The sequence below is a fragment of the Prochlorococcus marinus CUG1438 genome (assembly GCA_017644325.1).
Lineage (GTDB): Bacteria > Cyanobacteriota > Cyanobacteriia > PCC-6307 > Cyanobiaceae > Prochlorococcus_A > Prochlorococcus_A marinus_AA.
On the sequence record JAEPLS010000001.1, the window covers coordinates 913968 to 932344 of the forward strand.

At 32.6% G+C, this 18377-nt stretch carries 23 protein-coding genes and 1 tRNA gene; 14 read left to right on the forward strand and 10 right to left on the reverse strand.

The annotated features are described in order from the left end of the window. Positions 1-735 (reverse strand): AhpC/TSA family protein, encoded by a 735-nt coding sequence (locus JJ847_05060; protein MBO6960252.1) that lies wholly within the window; start codon positions 733-735, stop codon positions 1-3. Between the two features lie 141 nt (positions 736-876). Here JJ847_05060 and fldA point away from each other — a divergent pair, with 141 nt between their 5' ends. The 3 genes from fldA (at position 877) to JJ847_05075 (ending at position 3332) form a co-directional block, all read left to right on the forward strand. After that, the gene (fldA, locus tag JJ847_05065; GenBank protein MBO6960253.1) at positions 877-1401 is read left to right on the forward strand and encodes a flavodoxin FldA; all 525 of its coding nucleotides are present in this window, start codon (positions 877-879) and stop codon (positions 1399-1401) included. Between the two features lie 144 nt (positions 1402-1545). Continuing rightward, a complete protein-coding gene (locus tag JJ847_05070; GenBank protein ID MBO6960254.1) occupies positions 1546-2604 on the forward strand; it encodes a chlorophyll a/b binding light-harvesting protein in 1059 nt (352 codons plus the stop codon). 74 nt (positions 2605-2678) lie between these two features. Further along, positions 2679-3332 (forward strand): DUF3386 domain-containing protein, encoded by a 654-nt coding sequence (locus tag JJ847_05075; protein MBO6960255.1) that lies wholly within the window; start codon positions 2679-2681, stop codon positions 3330-3332. 4 nt (positions 3333-3336) lie between these two features. Here the strand turns inward: JJ847_05075 and JJ847_05080 are convergent, their stop codons facing one another. Next, entirely contained in the window at positions 3337-3582 is a 246-nt protein-coding gene (locus JJ847_05080; GenBank protein MBO6960256.1) for a hypothetical protein, read from the reverse strand. 109 nt (positions 3583-3691) lie between these two features. Continuing rightward, the gene (locus JJ847_05085) at positions 3692-4330 is read right to left on the reverse strand and encodes a methyltransferase domain-containing protein (GenBank protein ID MBO6960257.1); all 639 of its coding nucleotides are present in this window, start codon (positions 4328-4330) and stop codon (positions 3692-3694) included. Positions 4331-4483: 153 nt separating this feature from the next. Here JJ847_05085 and JJ847_05090 point away from each other — a divergent pair, with 153 nt between their 5' ends. The 5 genes from JJ847_05090 to JJ847_05110 all read left to right on the forward strand — a co-directional run bounded on the left by JJ847_05090 (position 4484) and on the right by JJ847_05110 (position 7914). After that, entirely contained in the window at positions 4484-4654 is a 171-nt protein-coding gene (locus JJ847_05090) for a hypothetical protein (protein ID MBO6960258.1), read from the forward strand. A gap of 2 nt (positions 4655-4656) precedes the next feature. Continuing rightward, positions 4657-4989, forward strand: a complete 333-nt coding sequence (locus JJ847_05095) for a hypothetical protein (protein ID MBO6960259.1) — start codon at positions 4657-4659, stop codon at positions 4987-4989. A 22-nt stretch (positions 4990-5011) separates the two neighbouring features. Beyond that, positions 5012-5398, forward strand: a complete 387-nt coding sequence (locus tag JJ847_05100) for a DUF1824 family protein (protein MBO6960260.1) — start codon at positions 5012-5014, stop codon at positions 5396-5398. Between the two features lie 157 nt (positions 5399-5555). Next, positions 5556-6431, forward strand: a complete 876-nt coding sequence (gene glyQ, locus JJ847_05105; GenBank protein MBO6960261.1) for a glycine--tRNA ligase subunit alpha — start codon at positions 5556-5558, stop codon at positions 6429-6431. Between the two features lie 133 nt (positions 6432-6564). Further along, positions 6565-7914 (forward strand): porin, encoded by a 1350-nt coding sequence (locus JJ847_05110; protein ID MBO6960262.1) that lies wholly within the window; start codon positions 6565-6567, stop codon positions 7912-7914. A gap of 73 nt (positions 7915-7987) precedes the next feature. Here the strand turns inward: JJ847_05110 and JJ847_05115 are convergent, their stop codons facing one another. Beyond that, positions 7988-8224 (reverse strand): hypothetical protein, encoded by a 237-nt coding sequence (locus JJ847_05115; GenBank protein MBO6960263.1) that lies wholly within the window; start codon positions 8222-8224, stop codon positions 7988-7990. Positions 8225-8300: 76 nt separating this feature from the next. Then, positions 8301-8966 (reverse strand): Fe2+-dependent dioxygenase, encoded by a 666-nt coding sequence (locus JJ847_05120; protein MBO6960264.1) that lies wholly within the window; start codon positions 8964-8966, stop codon positions 8301-8303. 102 nt (positions 8967-9068) lie between these two features. Here JJ847_05120 and JJ847_05125 point away from each other — a divergent pair, with 102 nt between their 5' ends. The 3 genes from JJ847_05125 to JJ847_05135 all read left to right on the forward strand — a co-directional run bounded on the left by JJ847_05125 (position 9069) and on the right by JJ847_05135 (position 10585). Then, entirely contained in the window at positions 9069-10091 is a 1023-nt protein-coding gene (locus JJ847_05125) for an extracellular solute-binding protein (GenBank protein ID MBO6960265.1), read from the forward strand. Between the two features lie 63 nt (positions 10092-10154). Continuing rightward, a tRNA-Ser gene (locus tag JJ847_05130) sits at positions 10155-10242 on the forward strand. 22 nt (positions 10243-10264) lie between these two features. Next, positions 10265-10585: a hypothetical protein gene (locus JJ847_05135; GenBank protein ID MBO6960266.1), complete on the forward strand. Its 321-nt coding sequence runs from the start codon at positions 10265-10267 to the stop codon at positions 10583-10585. Positions 10586-11507: 922 nt separating this feature from the next. Here JJ847_05135 and JJ847_05140 read toward each other — a convergent pair. Together JJ847_05140 and JJ847_05145 are read right to left on the reverse strand one after the other, a co-directional pair. Beyond that, on the reverse strand, positions 11508-11759 hold the full coding sequence (locus JJ847_05140; protein MBO6960267.1) for a 2Fe-2S iron-sulfur cluster binding domain-containing protein: 252 nt from the start codon (positions 11757-11759) through the stop codon (positions 11508-11510). Then, entirely contained in the window at positions 11756-13285 is a 1530-nt protein-coding gene (locus tag JJ847_05145) for a cobyric acid synthase (GenBank protein MBO6960268.1), read from the reverse strand. The genes JJ847_05140 and JJ847_05145 overlap by 4 nt, the downstream gene beginning before the upstream one ends. 66 nt (positions 13286-13351) lie before the next feature. On the opposite strand from JJ847_05145, the gene maf reads away from it, so the two are divergent. Continuing rightward, positions 13352-13963, forward strand: a complete 612-nt coding sequence (maf, locus tag JJ847_05150; GenBank protein MBO6960269.1) for a septum formation protein Maf — start codon at positions 13352-13354, stop codon at positions 13961-13963. A gap of 60 nt (positions 13964-14023) precedes the next feature. Here maf and psbC read toward each other — a convergent pair whose 3' ends face one another. Next, on the reverse strand, positions 14024-15406 hold the full coding sequence (psbC, locus tag JJ847_05155) for a photosystem II reaction center protein CP43 (GenBank protein ID MBO6960270.1): 1383 nt from the start codon (positions 15404-15406) through the stop codon (positions 14024-14026). Continuing rightward, complete coding sequence (gene psbD, locus JJ847_05160) at positions 15390-16466, reverse strand: photosystem II D2 protein (photosystem q(a) protein) (GenBank protein MBO6960271.1); 1077 nt, start codon at positions 16464-16466, stop codon at positions 15390-15392. The genes psbC and psbD overlap by 17 nt, the downstream gene beginning before the upstream one ends. 182 nt (positions 16467-16648) lie before the next feature. Between psbD and JJ847_05165 the strand changes: the two genes are divergently transcribed. Both JJ847_05165 and JJ847_05170 read left to right on the forward strand, forming a co-directional pair. Then, positions 16649-17206, forward strand: a complete 558-nt coding sequence (locus JJ847_05165; protein MBO6960272.1) for a photosystem I assembly protein Ycf4 — start codon at positions 16649-16651, stop codon at positions 17204-17206. 44 nt (positions 17207-17250) lie between these two features. Beyond that, positions 17251-17856, forward strand: coding sequence for a peptidylprolyl isomerase (locus JJ847_05170; protein MBO6960273.1), 606 nt, complete (start codon positions 17251-17253; stop codon positions 17854-17856). On the opposite strand, the gene ilvN is transcribed toward JJ847_05170, so the two are convergent. Continuing rightward, the gene (ilvN, locus tag JJ847_05175; protein ID MBO6960274.1) at positions 17853-18377 is read right to left on the reverse strand and encodes an acetolactate synthase small subunit; all 525 of its coding nucleotides are present in this window, start codon (positions 18375-18377) and stop codon (positions 17853-17855) included. The genes JJ847_05170 and ilvN overlap by 4 nt on opposite strands.

The window sequence follows — 18377 nt, forward strand, 5'->3', positions numbered from 1 at the left end:
CTATCCTTTAATTAATTTAGACAAAAAGTCTAATGGATCCCGCATATTTGAGGAATATCCAAGTACATCACTTGAAAAAAATTTATAAATTACTTCGTTAGCGTCATTCAACAAAAATGTAGCTCCTCTTTGAGGTAGGTATTCTTCTTGAAGAATATAATCGTCCCAATTTTGGATTATTTCTTTCATGTTATTTAATCTAAATGTGGCCAATTCAAATGGTCTTAAGTAACCATCCCCAAATACCTCTTTAAACGAGTTACCTGAAAATTTTAGGAATTTTAGAACGTCAATTTTGTCAAATTCTGAATAGATTTGCTTTGCTTCACGGTCTCCTGTGTAACCTCTAAAAACTTCTTTGATTGTTTTTAGAGAATTTATTCCAGAAAGCATCAAAAGCATATTGATCCATCCACCTAAACCTACATCCAAACCTCTTGAAAGGTTGAGATTATTGTGGATTTGGTTATCTGAGACAACTATTAAGTTGTTTAAAGGAAAGCCAGTAAATTTACAGAATTTTTCTTTCCCTTTTTGATTGCCAATAGCAACGCCAAAAATATCTAAATCAACAATTCGTTGACTATCGATAAGATTTTTTAAATTTATTGCATATTCAAAGCTATCGAAATCTCCCAATAAACCAAATAAAATAATTAATTTGAATTTTCTATTCCCTTTAAAGTTGAATTCTTCAACAAGACTATTGATATCTTTTTGAAAATTGTCAGTCACGATGTTGTAATGTTTTTGATAATTTATCTTCAAAAAATTTTTCTTACTTTAATTAGTATAAAATCTTACATGAAAAAGTTTTTAAAGAAATTTATTTATCTTTTTTAGATTTTATTATTTTAAGGTAAACATTTTGAAGTTATGACTGTAGGAATTTATTACGCAACTACAACTGGAAAAACTGAAGACGTAGCTGATCGTCTCCACAACTTTATTTCATCAGCAGAAGCTCCTAAAGATGTATCTGATGTGGATGATCTTTCAGAATTAGAAAGTCTTGATGGAATCATCTGTGGGATACCTACCTGGAATACTGGAGCAGATGAAGAAAGATCAGGAACTGCCTGGGATTCAATATTGGAGGATATTGGTGAACTAAGTTTATCCGGTAAAAAGGTTGCAATTTTTGGTTTAGGAGATTCTTCTACTTATACAGAAAATTATTGTGATGCTATGGAAGAACTTCATAGCTATTTCATTAAGGCTGGTGCTGAAATGGTTGGTTACGTAGATAAATCAACTTATACATTTGATGAGTCGAAAAGCATCATTGGAGAAAGATTTTGTGGATTGCCTCTTGACGAAGATAGTGAATCTGATTTGACTGATTCACGTCTTGAAACCTGGGCTTCACAGCTAAAAGTTGAAATTCCATCATTGGCATAGGCTTACCTAGATATTGATTTCCCAATTTGTAACATTTGTTCTTCTTCAATATGTTTTATTTACATAAGTAATTAAATCTGTAAAGAACATGTAAAAAAACACACTGATTTGGAATAAGTTCAATTTGCTGTTTATTTAAATCAAGTGTTACAAACTTACGGAAAATCTGATGTCACCTATGACTGGTACGCAGGGAATTCTGGTGTTGTTGGCCGTTCAGGTAAATTCATAGCCGCTCATGCTGCCCATGCAGGATTAATGATGTTTTGGGCAGGAGCTTTTGGATTATTCGAATTAGCTCGTTACGACGCCACTATTCCTATGGGGGCACAAAAAGCTATTGTTTTACCTCACCTTGCTGGTATTGGTATTGGTGGTATTGAGAATGGTGTTATTACAGAGCCATACGGAATAGTAGTAATTTGCACATTACATCTAATTTTCTCAGCGGTATTAGGTGCTGGGGGACTACTACATTCCAATAAATTTGCAGGTGACCTAGGAGACTATCCAGAAAATAGTAAGCCACAAAAATTTGATTTTGATTGGGATGATCCAGATAAATTAACTTTTATTCTTGGTCATCATTTGATATTCCTTGGACTTGGAGCAATAATGTTCGTTGAATGGGCTCGCATTCATGGAATATACGACCCAGCGATAGGATCTACAAGAAAAGTTCTTTACAATTTAGATATTGCTGCTATCTGGAATCATCAATTTGATTTTTTGAAAATAGATAGTCTTGAGGATGTTATGGGTGGACATGCTTTCCTTGCTTTCCTAGAAATAATTGGAGGAGTGTTCCATATTTGTACCAAACAATTTGGAGAATTTACTGAATTTAAGGGAAAAGGATTACTTGGCGCTGAGGCAATTTTGTCATACTCAGTAGTTGGTGTTTCTTATATGGCTTTTGTCGCTGCTTTTTGGTGTGCTTCAAATACCACAATATATCCAGTTGATCTATACGGAGAGCCTCTAAAACTTCAGTTTGAATTTGCACCTTACTTTACTGATTCTTTAGATTTAGGCTCAGGAACATATAGTTCAAGGGCTTGGCTTGCAAATACTCATTTCTACTTGGGTTTCTTTTTCTTACAAGGTCATCTTTGGCACGCACTAAGAGCGATGGGATTTGACTTTAAGAAAATTGGTCAAGCATTTGACAATATAGAAAATACAAAAATTACTCAAAATTAGATCAATTTAAAAAAACCTCTCCTCTAACAGGGAGGTTTTTTTTTGTAGAATCATTCCACTTACATAAAAAATTAATGGATAATCTAAAGGAAATTAATTGTAAGGAGATTTTCAGAAATGCTTATGAAAATAGGTATACCTGGAAGAATGATTTTCATGGTTACCAAGGTAAATGTATTTTTTTTGCTAATAATCAAATTTATAAAGGCGACTTCGTATTAGGTAAAGACTTTAAACCAAATATTCAAAAAATAGAAGATGAGAAAGTTGTTAAAAGTATTGCCTCTCAGTTATTTGAAGTGTGCATACATAGAGTCAGGAGAGAATTTGAATCAGTGCACTCAGAAAATAATTTTAATTTACTAAAAAATTCTGAAAGTGGTATTGAAATGAGTGTTTCAGGTAAAAATCAAGGCGATAAATATAGAGTTAAAAATGACTATATTAATATGGTCTATAGAAAAATTCATGGAACGATAATTGAAATTTTTGTTGAAGAATTTTTAGATACAGGAGCAGGTTCCCTTAGTACAAAATATAGTAGTCAACAAATTGATCCAGATACACTTGAAAGAAACTCATGCAAATTGGAATACGAGGATGAATTCCTAAATATGGGTAAAAAGGATTATTGGATACTAAACTCGAGGACTATAAAATACCTAAACCAAAATCAAGAAGAAGAAACACAAAAGTTTATTTTTGAGGATCTATGCCTATTAAATTAAGTTTTTATTCAACCAATCGGAACCCTTTATCAAGTAGTTTTTGATATAAGAGTCTTGCTCTAAAAGCTAGAATTTGTTCTTCATTTTCATTACTAATTACATGAAAATAATTATTATCTAATTTATTTTTGCTAAAGCATACATTTGCTTCTCCTAATCTTAAAGTCCAATTCTCTTCTTTGGCTAAATGTTGATTAGGACCAAGATCCCAAGGACATTTTTCAGGATATTTTTCTCTTTTAGAACCCATATGATTAATTTTAACTACCCAATATTAGACAAAATTTATAAGTATGGCTATGAAAAATAGTTGACAACTTATTCATAGAATTGTTGTTCAATACAAAGCAATTAAAAAATTACTCTTTGTTAGCGATTAGACAATAAAATGGGTCTTTATTTAAAAAATTAAATATATTAAGTGATGGTTCAGTAAACTTTTTGATAATTTTTGGCTCAGTAAAGCCGTTTGAGATTAATACTTTTCTTACATATTTGACTCTTTCTTCTTCATTAGATGAAGTCCATATATTAGGAGCTTTATGCCAAAATGCTCTGTTTGAAAAAGCAATAATAAACTTACCCTCTCTACTCAATATTCTTGCAATTTCTTTGGTTAAATTCTCTGGATATTGTAAATATTGCCATGCGGCCACCATCAAGCAATAATCAACGCTTTCTGTAACTAGAGGAATTTGTTGATTTAAATTAAAGTTTTGTATCCAATAAGAATCAAAAATTGTGTTTTTTTCAAGTTCTTGTTTGTTTAAACCATGTCCAATAACTCTTTTATATTTTTTCTCTTTAGGTAAATAACTATCCCAACTAGACATTAAATCAAGTACAGTTGAATGATTATCAATTTCTTTTTCATATAAATTTGATAGATTTTGCCTGAAGTTTGCATCTAGATGATAAACAAATTTCGGATTAGTATAAAATTCTTCATCATTACTCTCATCTATTTTTTTTCTCTGATAATTATTTAAAACTTCCAAAACAACTAATTTAGAATCTATATAGCAAATCTAGTAAAAAGAAAGACTAATTGTGTATTAGTGATTTGTTTTCATTTAATAAATTAAAAATTCTCTAAAAAACTAGACATCTATTCAAAAAAAGTTAAATTATTAATTAATGATTTCATAATTATGATTGAGTTCAAAAGGAGCAAAAAAAACAGATCTAAAAATGCTCTTTTCAATCCCTATAAAAACGGAATAAGTTCATACGATATGGCATATCTTTCATCTAAAAGAAATTTAAAAAATAAAAACGTTTATCTACATACTAATTCTAAGAAAGATTATCTTGCTTCATAAAAATGCCTTATATTAATATTTCTACTTCAGCAAAAGTAATTGAAAAAGGTAAATTACTCGAAGAAATATCAATTCTTATTTCGTCTTTAACTAACAAATCTAGAAGATTTGTTATGGCGAAAATAGATGAAAATTGCCAAATGTATTTTGATGATGAGACACCTTGTTGCTTTTTAGAAATTAAATCAATAGGTTCTTTAAATCCTTCAGCAATGGCAAAGCCAATATCAGATTTTATATATGAAAAAATGGGGATCCCAATAGATAGGATTTATATTTCTTTTGAAGATGTGCCAGCTTCATTGTGGGCTTGGAATGGCAGAACATTTGGTTGAGAATTATTTAGATATAAAGCTAATGAAAATAAATAAATTAGTCGACTTGAATAATCTAAGGACTGCACCACAATTAACTAATAGACAAGAAAAAAAACTTTTAGAGGAATTAGAAGCAAATATTTTTAATGCCGATTGGATAACAATAGGCATAATGGCATCTAGTGATAATAGAGCTATTGAATCTTTACAATCAATTTCTAAGAAATATTCCTCAATAAAATTTGAGAATCTACGTTCCCTTCATGCTGATGGAAGTGTTTTTTTAAAAGCTAATCAAAAAACTAGTAATGTTTTTGTCAGATCTGAAAATGGTCTAGGAGAGGGAATTTTAATAACATGTCAGTATGACGAAGGCGCTGAAGAATCTAATACTTTTGGGCCATTGCCATTAGATTTTTTTACATAATTAATTTCTCATTTATTTTTTATCAAGTATCTATTTTAATGAAAGCTTTTTATCGGATGATATTTTTTAGAACTTGGATTTCAAAAAATTTTTTTACTTTAAAGCTTTGTTATTATGTCTAATGGCATTAATCTAATTTTTCCACTAACTTAATTAAATGTTTTTTCAGGATATAATTAAAAATTTAAATGATTTTTGGTCAGAACAGGGTTGTTTGATTATGCAACCATATGATACCGAAAAGGGAGCTGGAACGATGAATCCGCATACCTTTTTAAGGGCTATTGGACCAGAGCCTTGGAGTGTGGCATATGCCGAGCCATGTAGAAGACCTACAGATGGACGTTTTGGTGATAATCCAAATAGGGCCCAACATTATTTTCAATATCAAGTAATAATTAAGCCATCACCAGATGGAATTCAGGAAAAATATCTTATATCTTTAGAGTCTCTTGGAATTAATCCTAAAGATCATGACATAAGATTCGTTGAAGATAATTGGGAGTCACCAACACTTGGAGCTTGGGGAGTAGGCTGGGAAGTCTGGCTGGATGGAATGGAAGTTACTCAATTTACTTATTTCCAACAATGCGGGGGTTTAGATTGTAATCCAATTCCTATTGAAATTACATATGGATTGGAGAGGATCGCAATGTTCTTGCAGGATAAAGATAGTATTTGGGACTTAAATTGGAACAAAAATATGAAATATAGTGATATTTGGCTTCAATTCGAAAAAAGTCAATGCTCATATAATTTTAATGATTCTAGTCCTGTTAATCTCAGAAAATTATTTGAGATTTATCAAGATGAAGCAAATACCTTGATTCAAAAGAAATTAACTTATCCAGCGCTTGATTTTGTTTTGAAGTGTAGTCATACTTTTAATTTGCTGGATGCAAGGGGAGTTATTTCAGTTACAGATCGTGCTCAATATATAGAAAAGATTCGAAAATTAGCTAAAGAAGTTGCATCATCTTGGGTAGTGGAAAGAGAATCGCTGGACTATCCATTAAAAAGTAAGTCTTTTTAGACAATTTTTGTAAAGGAGTGAGAGAAGGTATCAAAAGTTACACTCTATTGAAACTTATATTTCTTTCTTTTTTGGTTACTCCCGATACAGTATAAATACCCTAAAACTTAGGGTTATTTTCGTGTGAGGTAAAATGAAACTCTTCCAACAATTGTTGGTAGTTGGAGCATCTTTGGGATTCATAGCTCCCATTAGTGCTCAAGCTGCCAATATTGTCGACTTAGAAGAAATGAGTAGCTATTCACGTAGCAAAAAAAAATCTTCGAAACTCGACAGCACAACATTCACTAATACAGTTAGTGGAAATACTTCAAGTCTTAAAAAATCTTCCAGACTTGATAGCAAAACATTCATTAACGATGTTAGTGAAGATACTGCAACTATTAAAGGGCCTTTTGATGACCATGGTGATCAACTAAATAAATTTGAAGCTGGGAGCTTTTCAGACACTACTGTCATGGGTGGAACAGCTGTTATGTGGATTGGTTCAATTGATGGTGGCGATGAAATAGGTGAAAGCGAATCCACATCAACAGGTTATACATACAAATGGGACTTGAATACAAGTTTTTCAGGCGATGATAATCTTTATGTTCGTCTTAAGACTGGTGAACAAGGTGACATATGGAAAAATAAATATACATATCACATAGAGACTAAAGATAATAGCGATCTTATGGAAGTCGATAAAATGTGGTATACCTTTCCTATTGGGGAGAAAATTACTGCTTTTGTAGGCCCAAGGATTGAGAACTATTACATGTACATCACTCCTTCTATTTATAAACCAGGAGCACTTAAATCTTTCAAACTTGGTGGAAATAGCAACTTTGGAGCTAGTACAGACGTAGGTTACGGATTAAAGTATGAACATGATAATGGAATTGGTTTCGCTACCAATGTTGTTGACAAGGGTGCTGATGAAAACGCAGGTTGGTTTGCTCCTGCTAACGCAATTAAGTGGGATTCGCAACTAGCCTATACCACAGAAAGATGGCACGTTTCAGGAACACTATCAAATGCCCGAAACTGGAGTGCTCATGAATATAATGCAACGACATTGGGTCGCCAAGTAGCTAGAGACTCTATAGGTTATGCTCTAAGAGCTTATTGGATGCCAGAGGAGACAGGCACTACAGTACCTGAAGTCACGGTCGGTTATGACACTAAATCTTATGGAGGAGTCGTTAACGATGGAGACACAACTCAAGCAAACAGTTACATGCTTGGTTTGACCTGGAAAGATATGATTCAAGCTGATGACAGAATCGGTATTGCATTCACCCAACCTTTATCAGCTACTGAAGTTCAAGGTGGGGGAGCCACTGGAGAAGTTGGCGCTCAAGTTTGGGAAGCTTATTATTCTTTCAGGCCAAATGATGCAATGGAAATAACACCTGCAATTTTTGGTGGAAATGACATTGCTTCAAGTGAAGACGACGACATCTTTGGTCTTCTTTTAACTTCAAAGTTCAAATTCTAATTATTAGTTCTACTTAAAACTAATAAGTCATAAAAAAACACCCTTTAAGGGTGTTTTTTTATGTATGCTAAATTTACCAACAATTCTCTCCTTCACCGATGGGAATGCAGACACTTGATTTTTCTGCCTCATCAGCTAATTCCTGAGCTCTATCATCTAATTTAAATTCAGCATCTATTGGCATATCAGTATTCCATTCTTTTAAACCACCTAAATCATTCTCAGCCGCTTTTAGGTCTGTATTTTCAGCAGATGAAATAGCTAGAGCGCTTGTTGCTGCTAAAAAAATTGTAATTGAACTTTTTTTCATTTAGATTCTAAATTATATTCTTAATTGTAGGTATTTAAAAATAGTTTATCTTCTTAATGTATAAAATGATCCATAACTAATCACCTAATCTTCTTAAAAGATTCGAATATGATTTAAAAATAAGGTCAAGTTCCTCAGATCTACCATGCTTATTAAGTAATGATCTAGCTGCGGCATCTAGATCAAATAAATTTTCTCTTTCTTCTATGCTTTTAATATAGCTTTCAATCCAACCAATAAATACTAACCTTTCACCAGCAGTAACTTCTTCTACTGCATGTAAAAATGTACTTGGATAAATTATTATTTCCCCCGCATCTAATTTAAATTTTTTTTCTGAATTGAAACTCTCAATTGATAATGCACCTCCTTCATAATTGTTTTTGCAATTTAAAAATATAGTAAAAGATAAATCTGCTCTCCCTGAAGACATATAAGCATTATCAATATGACGTCCATATCTCATTCCAATCGTAGATTTTGAGAAGATTGTTCCATGAACTTTTTTGGGTAAAGCGAAGCTTTTAATTAAATCATTACTTAGTATTTTTTTTATTATTAATCCAGAAAACTTTTTTGATAAATCTGAATCTCTCCTAAGTTGTAAATTATTTTTTACTTTGGAAGCTTGCTTACCTGCAGTTTGCTTACCGTCTTCCCATAATAATTTTTCATCTTTTAATTTTTTTCTAAGAACTTCTAATTCTTCAGAATTTAATAATTGATGAGTTAAATAATTCATTCTTGATATAAAAAATGATACAAATTGATGTATAGAAATTCTCTTTAGGAGTTCTTGTTATGAAGTTGGATATAAAGTAACCATAGATACTATTTCGAAAAAGTGCAAAATCTAAAAAAATTAATTTATTCATTACTATCATTCACATTTTTACTGAACTTTAATATTCCAGTTAATTCAACAGAAAAAGAAGTCATAGTTTATTCTGGCAGGCATTACAACACTGACAGGAGTGTCTATAAAAAGTTTGCGGATGAAACAGGAATCAAAGTTAGGCTTCTTGAAGCAACTGGAATATCCTTAATTGAAAGATTGAAAAGAGAGGGGAAGAATTCTCAAGCAGATTTAATTCTGCTGGTTGACGCTGCAAGAATTACTAATGCGGCTAAAGCTGGATTGCTTCAACAAGTAGAATCAAAATCTTTGGAAAAAGATGTTCCAATAGGGCTAAAGGATAAAAATAAAGAGTGGTATGCATTAACTAGAAGAGTAAGAGTTATGGTGGCTAACCCAAAAGTTGTAGATGTAAGTAAGATTAAGGACTATACAGATTTAGCTGATCCATCTTTAAAAGGTAAAGTATGTTTAAGAAATAGAAAAAGTCCATATAATCAATCTTTAGTTGCCAATCAAATAATTAATCAAGGAGAATCAAATACAAAAGCTTGGTTAAGCGGGATGATTTCGAATGTTTCCCAACCTTTCTTCCCTGGTGATATTTCAATAATTAGAGCTGTTTCTAAGAAAAAATGTGGAGTAGGTATTGTTAATCATTATTATGTTGCAAGAATGTTAGCCGGCGGCAATGGAAGAAGAGATGCTTTATATGCAAAACGTACTTCAGTAATTACTCCAAATCCAGCTCATGTAAATATTAGTGCTGGTGGGGTAGCCAGATATGCAACAAATAAAAATGAAGCTATTAAGCTCCTTGAATATCTAGCATCTCCAAGAGGAAGTAAAGGTCTTGCCGCTCCCACCTTTGAACATCCATTAAAAGAAGTTAATCAAAATCCAATTGTTAAAGACTTTGGAGAATTTATTCCTGATAAGGTAACTGTAGAAGAACTTGGCGTAAATAACTCTCTTGCTATTAAATTGATGAAAGATGCTGGGTGGAATTAAAAATTGAAATAGTGAGACATAAACTGATTTTATTTTTTTCTTTGTGCATACTTATAATCAGAAGGAGAGGTGGCTGAGTGGTCGAAAGCGAACGACTCGAAATCGTTTAATAGGTAACTATTCGTGGGTTCGAATCCCACCCTCTCCGCCAATATAATATTTAATTTTTAAAAATGACAACTAAACTAGAAGGATTTCAAAATAGGCAAAAAGACATCGGATGGGGTTATGCCATAGCTCATATAGTACCTTTTGTAGGGCTGTATTATGCTATTACACGCAGAACTATTACACCATTATTGTTTGCTTTTTTGGGTAATTTCGCTATTGGATTTACCTATGGATTTATTGTCGCAATTATAAATCCCAATTATGACGAGAAAAAATTAGAGAATTCTGCAACATTAATTGGGTTAGTAACTGCGCCAATACTTGCAAAAAAAGGAATTGAAAAGGCTAGAAAATATGGAAAAGAAAAAATTGATTCGAACTAATTAAAATTTTTGTTATGGGGATTATGAACTATGAGTTGTTTGTTATACGCTTACCTATTGTTCCAATATCAGCGCATACTTCCTGAATTCAACTTTTAGACTCTTCGCCATTAAGTTAATTTTTTTTATGATGTCTAAACAAGGAGCTTAAAAAAAAACAAAAAATTGCATTGAGAAGTAAAGAATTCATGGCAAATCAAAGTTAAATCAAAGTTTGAACTTGCTTTTTAGAATTAACTTCAAGTACTTGAAGAAGGTTATGAATCAAAAAAGATGCTACTTAAATACTTTATATTTTGACAAGTGTTACTTTAAGTGGTGATTTTTAAAAATACTTTTATAGATAATAATTGGAATGAATGATCTTACATTTATAAGAAAATTGAATTTTAAATCAGTAATTTTTAAAATATTTTTTACATATTTTTGGGTTTATTTTTTGGCTCTAATATTTAAATATTTCTATGATATTGAATCAATATTAAATAATATTCAATATAAATATTTGATAGTTTTGAATTTCATTTCTATATTTTTAGGCCTACCACTGTCAATTATCTTTGACTTTATTCTGATAAAGCTTTTTGGGTTTTACTATGTTTTATTTTTTTCTCCTGCCCTAACAATTTTAAGTGTGATCCAAGTTCTTATTTTGAGAAGAATTAGATTCAAATTTTCTAGGAATATATTGTTTTTGAAAAAACCATTTAAAAATAGTCTGTATAAATTTTTTGCAAAGATTAAGTTTAGACCACCTTATATTTTAATCATCAGATCCTTCCCAATCTTACCTCATGTCTTAGGAAGTTATATTATTGCCTCTTCGAAAATCAAAAAAAGAATTATAGTGCCCTACACATTTTTAGGATCATTCTTTTACTATATTTTTCTTTTTCTAATAATTGGTTTTGTTTAGTTAAATTTATTTTTCCCAAAATGGGTCTGTAGTTAAAGAAACCTTTAACGTACATTTTTTGTTATTTTTAATGTTACTGATACAAGCTCTGATCGTTTCGCCATTCACATCTATTTCACAGGCTCCGCAACTTCCTGTAAGACAGCCAGTCGGGATTTCTAAACCTGCTTTTTCGGCAGAAGAGAACCAATCATCACCTTCCGAAACGAATGTTTCATTATTATTTGGCCATATAATTTTTATTTTTTGTTCTTTCAACTTAAAAATGACGTGAGATTTAGATGTTTATCGAATTCATTCGCGAGATTATTAATAATAGAATCTCTCTTGTTTTTATAAGATACTGATTTTCTATTTAATAAGGGTAAATTTTTACTCTCCCTTATTAAATTAATATATTGATCTCTCCAACTATCATTTTCAAATATTCCGTGAATATATGTTCCTGCAATAGTCCCACCCCCATTATTTTCTTTGTACCAACCTAGACCTGAGTCTTTGAAGATAGGTTTAATCCTTAGTAATTTTTGAGTTTTATCTATTTCAGTTTGGCCATTGTGAATTTCAAATCCATTAACTTTTGATTTGCATGGCCATAAAGATTCGGAGTTAATTTGACGCGTTAATTTTTTCTCAAAGAAAGTTGTTTTTAATGGCAGTAATCCAATCCCATTAGCTTTTTGTTTAGAAAAATTTTTGGAACCCTCCTTAAAATAGGGATCTTCAAGCGTTGTTCCTAACATTTGCAAACCTCCACAGATTCCAAAAATGTTTCCATTACTATTTGAATAGTCTCTTATATCTTGTGATAAACCTGAATTTTTAAGAAATATTTGGTCTTTAATAGTTTGTTTACTTCCAGGAAGAATAACAAAGTCATATTTCCTTAGGTTTTGCGATTCTCTAATCCATTCAATTAAAATTGATTCTTCATTCTCTAATGGATCAAAATCTGAAAAGTTACTTATAGATGGCAATTTTACAATTCCAACTTTGATCTCAGGATTCGTGAAACGTGATTTTTTTTCTAATAAATCTAAAGAATCTTCTGGAGGAAATGTATCATTTAACCATGGAATAATTCCAATAACAGGAATTTTTGTTTTACTTTCTATCCATTTTTTTCCTTCTTCAAATAATGATAGGTCTCCTCTGAATTTATTTATAATAATTCCCTTAATAAGTTTTTTTTCTTCTGGTTTCATTAATTCAAGGGTTCCTATTATTTGTGCAAATATTCCTCCCCTTTCAATATCAGAAACCAAAATGCAATTTGCATTTAAATACTTAGCAACTCTTAAATTTGTAAGATCTCTATGAATTAAATTCATTTCTACTGGACTACCAGCTCCTTCGATAATTAAACGGCAATTTGGTTTTCTTTTATAAATAGAATTTAGACTTTTTTTAATTACTTCCCAACCTGGAATAAACCAATCTTGGTAGTAATTTTTGGCGGTTGTTATTCCTCTACTTTTACCAAGATGAATAACCTCACTTATTGAATTACCTTGTGGCTTTAATAAAATTGGATTCATCTCTGCAGAAGGGTTAATACCACACGCAAAAGCTTGCAGTGCTTGTGAATATGCCATCTCTCCACCTTCCCAGTCAACCCAAGCGTTGTTACTCATATTTTGTCCTTTAAAAGGGATTGGTTCTTCACCCAAAGTTTTAAGAATTCTGCAAATAGCAGTAACAGTTAAAGATTTTCCTGCTCCACTGGAAGTGCCAAGAACCATTATTGGTTTCTTTATTTCATGTAATTTTGCTTCTAACTCCATAAGTAATTTATATTATTTTTAAAATTTATTAATTAGTAAATTGAATTATAATTTGGTAAAAAATTTGTGTTAATTCTAGCCTCTGCTTCCCAATCTAGAAAGAAATTACTTGAAAATTCTCAAATTGAATTTATTCAAATATCAAGTAACTTTGATGAAACTACTATTCAAGAAAAGAATATATTTAACTTGGCTTTGGAACTATCTTTTCAAAAGGCTAATAGTTTATCTGAAAATATTCAAAAAGTATCATTGCCCAAAGATTTTAATTATGGCCCTTTGGAAATACTTGGGTGCGATTCAATTTTTGAATTTAAAGGAGAAGCTTATGGAAAACCATCTAATAAAGAAGAGGCATTTATTAGATGGAAAAAAATGTCTGGAGAATTTGGATTTTTACATACTGGTCATACTTTAATAATTGGAAATTTTGATTCAATTTCCAAAAATTTTAAAATTACTGAAATAATAAAAAATACAGTAAGTTCAAGAGTTTATTTTTCTAAGTTGGAAGATTGGGAAATCAAGAGTTATGTAGATACAAATGAACCTTTACTTTGCGCGGGAGGATTTGCTTTGGAGGGTATAGGAGGCAAATATATAGAAAAAATAGATGGTTGTTTCAGTAATGTGATGGGGTTAAGCTTGCCATGGCTTAGAAAAAATTTATATAAATAAGAAATATTGAGAAAAAAAAACCCCTATCTATAGATAGGGGTTTTTTATACGAAATAGAAATTAATCTAGATCAGGCAGTTCTAGAGCTGGTTCACTCTTCCTGTCGATTCCTTTTTCGAAACCAGCAGCGGCTGCTCTAGCACGTCCAGCGTGCCAAAGGTGGCCGATAAATGTAAACCATCCTAGGAAGAATTGAGCTGCAGCTAACCATTGTCTTAAGTTAACAAAGTTAACAGCATTTGGCTCTGTAATAATTCCACCAACAGAGTTGATAGAAGCGTTAGGAGCGTGAGTCATATATTCAGCAGCTCTTCTTACTTGCCAAGGCTGAATATCATTTTGGATTTTTTCAAGGCTTAAGCCGTTAGGTCCTCTTAAAGGCTCTAACCATGGCCCTCTGAAGTCCCAAAATCTCATTGTTTCACCACCAAATATAATTTCACCAGTTGGAGATCTCATGAGATACTTACCTAAACCTGTTGGTCCCATTGTTGAACCTACGTTAGCACCAATTCTTTGGTCTCTCACTAGGAAAGTAAAGCTTTGTGCCTGTGAAGCTTCAGCATTAGTTGGACCGTAAAATTCTGAAGGGTAAGCAGTATTGTTAAACCAGATGAATGTTGAAGCAATAAAACTTGCTACACAAATTCCACCAAGTGCATAACTTAGAAGTCCTTCACCATTCCAGATGAATGCTCTTCTTGCCCATCCAAAAGGTTTGGTAAATATGTGGAATATTCCTCCAATGATTGCAGTTATACCCACATAGACGTGTCCACCAACAATATCTTCAATAGAGTTAACACCGATAATTGAACCAGCGCCTCCCCATGGAGATCTAAATAGGTAGCCAAGAATGACTCTTGGATCCAAAGTTGGATTAACAAGTCTGACTTCTCCACCACCAGGTGCCCAAGTGTCATATGCACCGCCAATAAAACACCAGTTCACCGACCATGCTAATGCACCTATACCTAGAACAATCAAATGATATCCAAGGATGTTTGTCATTTGATTTTTATCTCTCCAATCAGTGGAGAAAAATGGGAAATCTTCTTCTAATTTTTCTGGACCTGCTAATGAATGGTAAATACCACCAAAACCAAGAACAGCAGAAGCTATGAGGTGAACCACGCCTGCTTGGAAGAAAGGCATGATATCAGTAACTTCTCCACCAGGGCCTATTCCGTAACCAAACATTGCGACGTGTGGCATACAAATTAAACCTTGCTCCCACATTGGTTTATCAAAGGTAAAATGATTAACCTCAAAGAGCATCATTGCTCCCGCCCAAAAGACTATTAGTCCAGAGTGAGCAATGTGAGCTCCTAATAAACGTCCAGATAAATTGATTAGTCGAGCGTTGCCTACATACCAGGCATAGCCAGTTTCCTCAATACTTTGGTTTGGAGCTCTTAATAAATTATTAAAGGGCGTTTCCACGTGGAAGAACCTCCTCAGGGAATACAAAGTTTTCGTGTGGTTGATCCACAGAAGACATCCATGCTCGCATACCTTCGTTCAAAAGTATATTTTTTGTATAGAAAGTTTCAAATTCTGGATCTTCTGCTGCACGGATTTCTTGGCTTACGAAATCATAAGCTCTCAAGTTTAGTGCTAAGCCGACAATACCAATTGAAGATGTCCACATACCCATAACAGGTACAAATAGCATTAAGAAATGTAAGAAACGTTTGTTCGAGAAAGCAATTCCGAAGATTTGACTCCAGAATCTATTCGCTGTAATCATTGAATAAGTTTCTTCTTCTTGAGTTGGATCAAAAGCTCTAAATGTTGAACTTTGAACTTTACCATCTGTATAAATACTTGTATCTTCATACAAAGTGTTTTGTACTGTAGCTCCATGGATAGCGCAAAGTAGAGCACCACCAAGAATTCCAGCAACACCCATCATATGGAATGGATTTAAAGTGATATTGTGAAAACCTTGAATGAACAGTATATAACGGAAGATTGCTGCAACACCAAATGAAGGTGCGAAGAACCAACTATGCTGTCCTAATGGGTAAATAAGGAAAATACTTGTGAATACTGCAATTACTGCTGAGAAAGCCAATGCGTTGTACGGTCTAATTCCAACAAGGCCAGCAATTTCAAACTGACGAAGCATAAAACCAATTAGGCCAAATACTCCATGTAATGCAACAAAGTTCCAAAGACCACCAAGTTGTAGCCATCTTACGAAACTACCTTGGGCTTCAGGACCCCACAAAAATAGAAGACTGTGTCCCATGGCATCACCAGGGGTACTTACAGCTGCTGTTAAAAAGTTACAGCCTTCAAGATAGGAGCTTGCAACTCCGTGTGTGTACCAAGAGGTAACAAATGTTGTTCCGACAAACCAACCACCTATAGCAAGATATGCGCAAGGAAGTAAAAGTAGTCCGGACCAACCAATAAATACAAAGCGGTCGCGCTTCAACCAATCATCGAGGACATCAAACCATCCTCTTTGTGGGGCGCTACCAACTGCGATCGTCATGAGAAATCGTTTTTAGCTTCGGGATACGCAGTGACTGTAACAAAGATTGAGAGTAATGTGGGGAAATATTTGTATATCTGAAATGCCTTGTAAAGCTTTCCTGACTTTTTTATTAAAAAATAGGTAAGAATACTCCCTTAATTTGTTAAATTATCTGCATTAGGCTCAAAAAAAAGATAAAAATGAATTCAGACCTCACGTCTTTCGATAAAATCGAACAAAAAATTGGCGGATCAAGAAAAATTTCAAATTATATTATTGGTGGAATGTTGACTATTGGGGGTGTAGGTTTCCTTTTGGCTTCTTTATCAAGCTACACAGGAAAGGATTTATTACCCATAGGAAATCCATCGACTTTATTATTTATTCCGCAAGGAATAATAATGGGAGCTTATGGCGTTATAGCTAATCTCTTAAATTTTTATTTATGGTATTTGGTTTATATCAACTTTGGTTCAGGAAGTAATTCTTTTGATAAATCATCAAAATCTGTAGAAATTAAAAGAAAAGGATTATTTAAGGATATTGAAGTCAAGTTAAACTTTGATGAAATTAAATCAGTTAAGTTGGATATAAGTGAGGGATTTAACCCACGAAGAAGGATTGCTTTAGTACTCAAAGGTAGGAAAAAACCTCTCCCGTTAAGCGGCGCAGGGGAACTTAAACCACTACTTCAAGTTGAAGAAGAAGGGGCACGTTTGGCTAAGTTTTTGAATGTTAATTTGGAGGGCTTAAAATAAAAAAATATTTTATAAAAGTAGCTTCTTTAGTTCAGCTTTTGTTTTTGATGACAGCTTGTAGTTTTAAAAAGGAGATAAATTCAAATTATTATTGTCAAAAACTAAGATTTAATTGTATTCAAGTTGATAAGGTTATTTCTTTTAAAACCTCAAAGGGTAATTTTGAGGTTAAACTAGATGGTCAAAACAATCCAGTTACAGTATCAAACTTTTTAGAAAATATAAATAATAATATTTACGTAAATCACAAATTTTATAAGATAATAAATTATCCCCAAATCAAGTTAATACATGGAGGTGTTAATCCGGACAATCAACTTTACAGTAAAGAGAATCAAACTTTGAATAAGGCAATCCCTACGATACCTCTAGAGATAAAATTCAAAGAAGAAAAAAAGCCTAGATATAATTATCAAATAACAAATCCTTATGAAATTAATTATTTAATTAATACTTTTGAGAGGGGGTCAATTGCCATGGTTAAGAGCGGAAAAAATAAATCTTCATCCACCGAATTTTTTTTCGTAACGAATAAATTTCCAGAACTAGACGGAAGATATTCAATTTTTGGAAAAGTTATAAGAGGATTAGATGTACTTGAAAAAATTAATAAAGAAGACTACATAAAGGAAGTTCTGATATCTAATTAGATTTCTAGAGAATATTTGTTAATCTTTAACATTTCTGTATTAACTCCCGAAGAGCGTTTCAGAGCTACTTTGCCAGTTCTTGCTATTTCAAGAATGCCGTAAGGTTCTAGTAATTTCTCTAGAGCAACTAACTTCCCAGGATCCCCTACGACTTCTAGCGTTAAAGCTATATCTGAAACATCAACAACCTTGGCACGGAATATTTGAACAATATCTAGGATATTACTCCGAGTATCTTCTTTCGAGGAAACTTTCAGTAACATCAATTCCCTTTCCACAGCAGCTAAATTAGTAAAATCTACAACTCCCAAAACATTAAATAACTTATTGAGTTGTTTAGTCATTTGTTGAAGAGTCTCATCATCACCTTCTACGACCATTGTTAACCTTGATATCCCTTTGGATTCTGCCGGTCCGACTGCGAGGCTATCAATGTTGAATCCTCTCCTAGCAAAGAGACCTGAGATTCTACTTAAAGCCCCTGACTCGTCTTCTACAAGCACTGATAATGTATGTTTCAT